The organism is Psychromonas antarctica (genome assembly GCF_022267535.1).
Taxonomy (GTDB): Bacteria; Pseudomonadota; Gammaproteobacteria; order Enterobacterales; family Psychromonadaceae; genus Psychromonas; species Psychromonas antarctica.
Genome location: NZ_JAHNZV010000143.1, coordinates 1 through 6016 on the forward strand (window position 1 = coordinate 1; position 6016 = coordinate 6016).

Below are 6016 nucleotides of genomic sequence, written 5' to 3' on the forward strand. Positions count from 1 at the left end.
TTATACCTCCCCCTATATTATGATTTTTATTTCTTAAAAATTAGAAACCATGCTCTTTATATGAAACGTAAAATTTGTGATCTGCGTCGCGAGACCACTTTAGCTTTGCGACTTTTATCACGTTTGAAATCACCTTGTTCAGCTATGCTTTTCTCGTACAGTTAAAACGCAATTTTGCAATTGAACTTATCCAAATAGAGGGTAATAACATGAAAAAAATACTAGTTGTGTGCGGAAACGGTTTAGGTACGTCATTGATGATGGAAATAGCGGTTAAAGAAGTCGTGGAAAAAATGGGCCTTGAAGCTGAAGTTGATCATGAAGATTTATCCTCTGCAGCTTCAAGTCAAGCCGATATTTGGGTTGCGGCTGCAGATATCGCGGTGCAATTACAGGAAGCAGGCAAGGAAAATATTATTAGTTTAATCAATATTTTTGATAAAGCTTCAATTGAAGAACAACTAAAAGCGTTCATATAAGGGTAAGGGGATTATAATGGTTGATTTTTTTGAATTTATGCTTGGCTTATTAAAAGAGCCAGCAATTATGGTTGGTCTTATTGCTTTTATTGGTTTAGTTGCACAAAAAAAAGATGCTTCTTCCATCCTGAAAGGCACTATTAAGACGGTGATGGGTTTTTTAATCCTCGGGTTTGGTGCTGGCGCGCTGATTGGGGCTTTGAATAATTTCGCAACTATATTTACCGAAGCCTTTGGCGTTAGCGGTGTTGTTCCCAATAACGAAGCAATTGTTGCAATCGCACAGGATGCCTTCGGTTATGAGATGGCGCTAATTATGTTTTTTGCCTTTATCGTAAACATTGTATTAGCTCGTATAACCCCTTTGAAATATATTTTCTTGACGGGTCATCACACGATGTTTATGTCAATGTTGGTTGCGGTGATTCTTTCAACAGCAGATATTACAGGAGTGAAATTAGTCGCCTTGGGTGCCGGCATTGTTGGCTCATTGATGGTTATCATGCCCGCTATCGGTCAGAAATATACAGAAAAAGTGATGGGTACCGACCAACTTGCGATTGGTCATTTCTCAACGCTTTCCTACGTTATTTCTGCTTATATCGGTAGTAAATTTGGTGATACTTCTAAATCAACTGAACACATCAATGTGCCAAAGAGTTTGATGTTTTTACGTGATACGCCTGTTGCTATTGCGACAACTATGGGGGTATTTTTCTTACTTTCGTCTATGTTTGCGGGCGGTGATTTTGTTGAAGTAGTATCTGGCGGACAAAACTGGGTTGTATTTACCTTTGTTCAGTCTTTAACCTTTGCTGGTGGTGTTTATATCGTGCTGCAGGGTGTGAAGATGCTCATCGCTGAAATTGTCCCCGCATTTAAAGGTATTTCCGATAAGTTAGTACCTGGTGCAAAACCGGCTCTCGATTGTCCAATGGTATTTCCAGTTGCGCCAAATGCAGTGCTTATTGGTTTTTTATGCTCCTTCGCGGCAGGTCTTGTTGCTATGGGAATTCAAGGTGCCTTCGGTTGGACTATTATTGTCGCCGGTGTTGTGCCCCACTTCTTCGTTGGTGGTACTGCAGGTGTTTATGGTAATGCTACGGGCGGTTTACGTGGAGCGATGTTAGGTTCATTTACGCAGGGGTTATGTATTTCATTCTTGCCTATGTTCTTACTAGATGTACTTGGTAGTCTAGGTCTAGAGGCAACAACCTTTTCAGATTTTGACTTCGGTGTTGTTGGGCTTCTCCTTGGGTGGATGGTGTTATGAGTTTATTCGATTTAATGGGTGATGACGGTATTGTTATTACCCGTGAGGAGAATTTAAGCGTTGATGCAGCGCTAGATTTAACGTGTTCAGCACTCTTAGCAAGCGGCAAAATTGAGCAGAGTTATGTCAATGCAATTAAGGCGACACATAAAAAAATTGGTCCGTATTATGTGTTAGCGCCTAAGATTGCCATGCCACATGCGCGCCCAGAGGATGGCGTCAATGAAGACGCATTACAGCTTACTGTGTTTAAAAAAGGTGTCGATTTAGGTTCGCTGGATAATGGGGATGTATATTTCTCGATTACACTAGCAGCAAACAACTCAGATAGTCATGTGCTGACGATTATGGCACTTTCAGAATTGTTTCAAAACGATGCTGATATTAACAACATTATCGCAGCAGAAAATAAAGCTGACATCATTGATATATTAAAAAAATACTAAGTTGCCATAAGTCGTTAGTCATAAAAAGGCGATAACCAAAGTTATCGCCTTTAGTTTCAGCCCGTATTATCTAAAAATAACCATCAAAGTGACGACCAATAGTGAAAATAATTTTAGCTAACTAAGTAGGACAAAGTTGTGCCTGAACCGTTTAGGCTTGAATAGCGTCATCGACTATCTTCAGAGTCGACTCAAGGGATCCCGTTGCACAGATAAATAAGCCATGATGGCAGAATATTCCATCAGGAATTTGCGCTGCTTTTGAAAACGCATCATCATTCAAACCGGCCCATGCTTTTGGAAAGTCTTTACGGTTAGAGAATTCGCCAAGAGCCGACGGAACAGTACGAGCGTACCATTTATCACCATTTGCAAATATCGCATAAAGGATTTTTTCGTTGCCATTGCTGTTAAAGAGATGCTCTATCCACTTACAATCTTCTGGCACAATAATATATGAAAGTTGTTCATTCAGCGCCACTTTAAGTGCAAGCTCTACCGCTTCACGACTTTCAATCCAATGCTTAGCCTGTGCAATGGCTGTTTGTAGCATTAAACGTGCGCGTAATACTTCGCCTTCAAATACTTTATCTGTTTTAGAATGATCCTGTGGATTCATCATAGAAATAGATCCCGATAAGGATATTTCGCGCACATCCGCAAAATCTTCAATATGATGAGTTAATGTCACGCCATTATCAATAGCATCAAACTGTCGAATCAAACGTCGACAAATTCTATCAGCAATAATAGGACAACCACAAATCTCAGTACCATAATGAGACCATATTAAGCCGATGGATGACATCTTCAAACCATCATCGTATGTCGGTCCATTCTTAAAATGGTGATCATATATCTTTTCATCGTGATTGTAATAGCCACCGACATCGACAAGGTAATCACATTTTGCCCATACTTTGGGGTCACGTGAGCGATGTATTTCATACTCAGGGTGCAACATCGACAATGCCGCAATGGCAAAAACATCATCGGCATGAAATGCCCCACTGTGTGTTCCAAATATCTTCATCAAATTAATATATCCATTTTTATTAGCACCGTAGCGCGGTTTATTTATACAATATTATAGTTGCGTGTTTACACTCAGTGTTTATATTCGCACCACCAATTTTCTGAAAAAAAGTGGGCTGAGTCTGGAAAGAATAGAAGTCATTTGGGTGTAGTTCCTTTGAATCGACGCTAGTCCCTTGCAATTAGTTGGATAATCACTATTTCATGTTATAAAAACGCGAATTTTTGTAATGATATGCACTCCATTAATGGGACAATTAATACTTTCCGCTCCAAAACACAAAATAAGGGGCGTGGACTTTAGTCCACCTAATAAAGAATTAAAGTAAGCGGGCTGAAGCCCGCGCCCCAAAAAATAAGCCTGTGCCAGCATGGTTGCGCAATTTTTTCTGTGCGTTTATTCAACACGTTCCGTCGATTCAAAAGAACTACACCCAAGTCATTTACCAAAAAACATCGACTTCAACAGGATGTTTTATCTTATCATGATTCTAGTGTGACAAAATCTAATCCTCATTTATTGCTCTCCGGCTTATTGCACAAACGACTCAATCGGCAGGCTCTTTTTACCTTTACGAGTCAGAAAGCAAACACCTCCCCCCCCCTTTACGATTTACCACAAACAAAGAAATTAATGAGATAGCTATTTTTAAGCCCCCCCGTTAGCGAGTTGCAACCAATTCCTCTTAAAAAGGAATCGCTTTTGACAATAAACAGTTACTGATAAAATTCATTCTGGTGTATCGTCGCCAGTCAGCATCTGAAATTTAATGTCAGGGCGGCTGTGTTTAAATTTAGAACACTCTCTTTTAACGGGTTCACAAATGGATAAGAATAAATATGGATACAAATGAAGTAATGAATGATGTGGCCGATGTGATTACTTCTCAGTTCTCGCCACTGCTTGCTTCGCTTTTGCTTGCGATCTCACTTTTACTTTGCCGATATTTATTGCTCAAGTTTTGGAAAAATAAGATCAAACACTCAATAACAGAGCAGCGCAAAATAACATCTATTAGCCGAGGCATATTTGCTGCATTTCTAGTGGTAGGGATGACGTTTATTTGGGCACCAGAACTTCAAGCCTTTGCGATATCCATCGCTGCTTTTGCCGTTGCACTCGTTGTTGGCATGAAAGAACTGATCCTTGCTGCTCTGGGCGGTATCTTTCGTTTAATTACAGGCGCCTACAAGGTGGGCGATTGGATCTCAGTGGGCAATATACGCGGCGAAGTTATTGATTTAAGTCTTACATCGACAACATTAGAACGATTAGGTCCGGGAAAGAGTGGCTCCAATTATACAGGGCATCGGATTGTTTTCCCGAATTCAAAGTTACTTGCGGAATCTGTATTAAATGAAAATGAAATGGGTCCATACGTGTTATACACAATTTCAGCACCAATCGATAAATCAACTAATATCGAAGAGGCCCAAGTAGTTCTTCACAAAGCGGCAATGGAGTTGGTTGATTTAAATAGCAAAGAAGCACAAAGATTTGTTAAGAAAATGTCCCAATTTTTAGATTTTAGTACGGCGAATATGAAGCCCAGTTTTGAACTTGAATACACCGAAGTTGCAAAAGGATTTATTAAAATATCGCTATTTTTGCCGAATAATAGCATTACACATATTGAGTTTGAGATTCTACGTATTTATATGGCTTGGCTTCGTTCTTGCTAGCTTTGTCATTGATTCTACAGCACCTCACTCAGCGATTAACTGGCACTCGCTAATGCCAGTTTAATTGCAAATGCCACGAATCCGACGCCGACACTAGCTCCCGAGATAGCGCTCACTTTGTTACGTTTTCTGAACGTTTTAGCCAGTGTTGTGCCTGCATAAATAAGCACTGTCAGATAAATTAAGCTGAGCGCTTGAATAGTTAATGCCAAAATCAACAAAGGAACGACCGGTTGCGCATATTCAGGATCGACAAATTGCGCAAAAAAAGACAGAAAGAACAAAATCGCTTTAGGGTTTAATAGGCTAACAAACAGCGTTTTTCTAAACGCTTTTCGCCCTGTTGTTCTCTTAATTTCAACGGCATCCTGCAAACTCTGTACATCTAATTGTCGCCAAGATTTAATTGCACCTGTAATTAACCGGTAACCCAGATACGTCAGATAACCTGCCCCGGCATATTTGATAACCATAAAAATTGCCGGGTAAGCCGTCAAAATAGAGACAGCACCTAAGGCAGTTGCCAAAATAAGTAAAGAATCACCGATTAAAACGCCGGCCACCGCAGTCCAACCGATGCGCCTACCTTGCTGCGCTGAAAGCGCCAGCACATAAAGTGAATTAGGGCCGGGTAATAAGATAATAAACACAGCACCTATAAAATAGGTAACATAATTAAGTACGCCGAAGGTTTCCATGATTATCCTAAATCTCCCATACAGGAGCCCGTGATTGGAGATACAATAATTGTTCATTCTAATTTGAATTCAAAAGAGATTATAATCATTAAGTTAAAAAATATTCTATTATTTATTCCCCAAAAATCCCCCCTTTCTTTTTAGATCAGCTTCGTATCACGTACGAACAAAGCACATTATGTTTCAAAGTATAAAATTACGCGTCAATTTCTTATGATCTACACGCTGTCAGCTCTGAGAAATGCGATCTTTTTCAGCGAAGACTAAAGCCAGCGAGCAGACTAATTAAATCAATCAGAATATTTCGTTATAAATAGATGCTCAAGGTTGAAATAATTTTTACGAATCGACGGTCTATTAGATAAGAGGACATTTAGCATAAGATGTGATCCATGTTTACCC

At 39.7% G+C, this 6016-nt stretch carries 6 protein-coding genes; 4 read left to right on the forward strand and 2 right to left on the reverse strand.

Going from position 1 to position 6016, the window contains the following annotated elements; genetic code table 11:
- The first annotated feature begins 209 nt into the window (after positions 1-209).
- From KSO91_RS15705 to KSO91_RS15715, 3 genes are read left to right on the forward strand one after another with little or no spacing between them, the layout of a single operon-like run.
- Positions 210-479 carry a PTS sugar transporter subunit IIB gene (locus tag KSO91_RS15705; protein WP_238743973.1) on the forward strand — a complete coding sequence of 90 codons (270 nt, stop codon included), beginning with the start codon at positions 210-212 and terminating at the stop codon, positions 477-479.
- A gap of 16 nt (positions 480-495) precedes the next feature.
- Positions 496-1752 (forward strand): PTS ascorbate transporter subunit IIC, encoded by a 1257-nt coding sequence (locus KSO91_RS15710; RefSeq protein ID WP_238743974.1) that lies wholly within the window; start codon positions 496-498, stop codon positions 1750-1752.
- Positions 1749-2198: a PTS sugar transporter subunit IIA gene (locus KSO91_RS15715; RefSeq protein ID WP_238743975.1), complete on the forward strand. Its 450-nt coding sequence runs from the start codon at positions 1749-1751 to the stop codon at positions 2196-2198. The genes KSO91_RS15710 and KSO91_RS15715 overlap by 4 nt, the downstream gene beginning before the upstream one ends.
- Before the next feature lie 151 nt (positions 2199-2349).
- On the opposite strand, the gene KSO91_RS15720 is transcribed toward KSO91_RS15715, so the two are convergent.
- Positions 2350-3231: an MYG1 family protein gene (locus KSO91_RS15720; RefSeq protein ID WP_238743978.1), complete on the reverse strand. Its 882-nt coding sequence runs from the start codon at positions 3229-3231 to the stop codon at positions 2350-2352.
- 842 nt (positions 3232-4073) lie between these two features.
- Here KSO91_RS15720 and KSO91_RS15725 point away from each other — a divergent pair.
- A complete protein-coding gene (locus KSO91_RS15725; protein ID WP_238743976.1) occupies positions 4074-4916 on the forward strand; it encodes a mechanosensitive ion channel family protein in 843 nt (280 codons plus the stop codon).
- Between the two features lie 35 nt (positions 4917-4951).
- On the opposite strand, the gene leuE is transcribed toward KSO91_RS15725, so the two are convergent.
- Entirely contained in the window at positions 4952-5614 is a 663-nt protein-coding gene (gene leuE / locus KSO91_RS15730) for a leucine efflux protein LeuE (RefSeq protein ID WP_238743977.1), read from the reverse strand.
- Positions 5615-6016 lie beyond the last annotated feature (402 nt).